Below are 1,584 nucleotides of genomic sequence, written 5' to 3' on the forward strand. Positions count from 1 at the left end.
GCCAGGCGGCGGCGCTGGGCATCCGCACCGAGCGGCTCTATCTGGCGACCTTCGCGCTCGGCACCGGGCTGGCGGCGCTGGGCGGCGTGCTGGGGGCGGAACTGCTGCCGCTGGAGCCCTATTACGCCATCCGCTACATCGTGCTGTTCCTGGCGGTGGTGGCGGTCGGCGGCGCCGGCAGCATCTTCGGATCGGCGGCGGCGGCGCTGGCGCTGGGCATCGTCGACACCGCCGGCAAATACCTGATCCCGAATTTCGGCGAGTTCTTCTTCTACGCCGCGCTGATCCTGATCCTGTTCCGCTGGCCCCACGGCTTCTTCAAAGGGAGGACGGCATGACGAGCGTCGCCGAGCGTGACGGAAAGGCTGCTGCCGTGACCCGACCGGTTCCCCCCGTCAGGCGCCGCGATCTCGGCTGGATCGGCATTCCGCTGGTCGCGGCGGCCGGGCTGGCCGCCTATTGGCTGCTGCCGGACGATCTGGCGCTGCTGACCCGCATCGCCGCCTCGGCCCTGTTCGTGCTGTCGCTCGACCTCGTGCTCGGCTATGGCGGGATCGCCACGCTGGGGCAGGCGGCGATGTTCGGCACCGGCGCCTATGCCGCCGGCATCGCCGCGGTCAACTGGAACAGTGACCCCTTCCTCATGCTGGCGGTGGGCGGGCTGGCCGGCGGGCTGATCGCGCTGGTCACCGGTGCCCTGATCCTGCATGCGCGCGGGCTGACCCTGCTGATGCTGACCATCGCTGTCGGGCAGATCGTGCAGGAGGTCGCCAACAAGGCGCGCGACTGGACCGGCGGCAGCGACGGACTGTCGGGCATCGACCCGGCGCCGGTGCTGGGGCTGTTCCGCTTCGACATGTTCGGCCGCACCTCCTACCTGTTCGCGCTGGCGGTGCTGGTGGTCGGGCTGATGGTGGCGCGGCGGATCGTGCGCTCGCCCTTCGGGCTGGCCTGCCGCGGGGTGAAGGAGGATCCGCTGCGGATCTCCGCCCTCGGCGGCTCGCCGAAAAGCTATCTGGTGACGCTCTATGCGGTGGCGGGGCTGTTCGCCGGGGTGGCGGGGGCGCTGACCGCGGTGACCAGCGGCATCGTCGGGCTGGACAGTGCCGGCTTCCCCTGGTCGGCGGAGGCGCTGGTGATGCTGGTGCTGGGCGGCACCGGGCGGCTCTATGGCGCGGTGATCGGCACGGCGGCCTTCATGGGCATCCATCACATCCTGGCCGCCAGCGATCCCTTCCACTGGATGGGCTTCATCGGCCTGTTCCTGATCGGCATCGTCCTGTTCCTGCCCGGCGGCATCGCCTCGGGTCTGGAGCGTCTGGGCGGGCTGTTGCGCCGGAAGGAGGACCGGGCATGACCAAGCTGTTGGAAGTCGAGGGGCTGTCCAAGAATTTCGGCGGGCTCCAGGTGTCGTCCGACATCTTCATGACGCTGAATGCCGGCGACCGCTGCGCCCTGATCGGGCCGAACGGGGCGGGCAAGACCACCTTCGTCACCTCGTCACCGGGGTGATCCCGCCCAGCGCGGCACCATCCGGCTGGACGGCCGCGACGTCACCGGCTTGTCGCGGCGGAACGGGTGCGG

Annotated in this window: 2 protein-coding genes and 1 pseudogene; all 3 read left to right on the forward strand. The window is 70.4% G+C overall.

The features are described 5' to 3' along the window. A pseudogene (locus I71_RS09290) lies at nucleotides 1-338 on the forward strand (branched-chain amino acid ABC transporter permease); the annotation flags it as partial. After that, nucleotides 335-1,357, forward strand: coding sequence for a branched-chain amino acid ABC transporter permease (locus I71_RS09295; RefSeq protein WP_083897069.1), 1,023 nt, complete (start codon nucleotides 335-337; stop codon nucleotides 1,355-1,357). The pseudogene I71_RS09290 and the gene I71_RS09295, both read left to right, overlap by 4 nt. Next, nucleotides 1,354-1,512 (forward strand): ATP-binding cassette domain-containing protein, encoded by a 159-nt coding sequence (locus I71_RS35755; protein ID WP_244433728.1) that lies wholly within the window; start codon nucleotides 1,354-1,356, stop codon nucleotides 1,510-1,512. The genes I71_RS09295 and I71_RS35755 overlap by 4 nt, the downstream gene beginning before the upstream one ends. The last annotated feature ends 72 nt before the right edge of the window (nucleotides 1,513-1,584 follow it).

The sequence above is a fragment of the Azospirillum sp. B506 genome (assembly GCF_000333595.1).
Classification (GTDB): domain Bacteria; phylum Pseudomonadota; class Alphaproteobacteria; order Azospirillales; family Azospirillaceae; genus Azospirillum.

Bases quoted from the DNA above. Each gene is read 5' to 3' on its own strand.
- I71_RS09295 (WP_083897069.1), top strand. From the start codon at position 335: ATGACGAGCGTCGCCGAGCGTGACGGAAAGGCTGCTGCCGTGACCCGA.
- I71_RS35755 (WP_244433728.1), top strand. From the start codon at position 1,354: ATGACCAAGCTGTTGGAAGTCGAGGGGCTGTCCAAGAATTTCGGCGGG.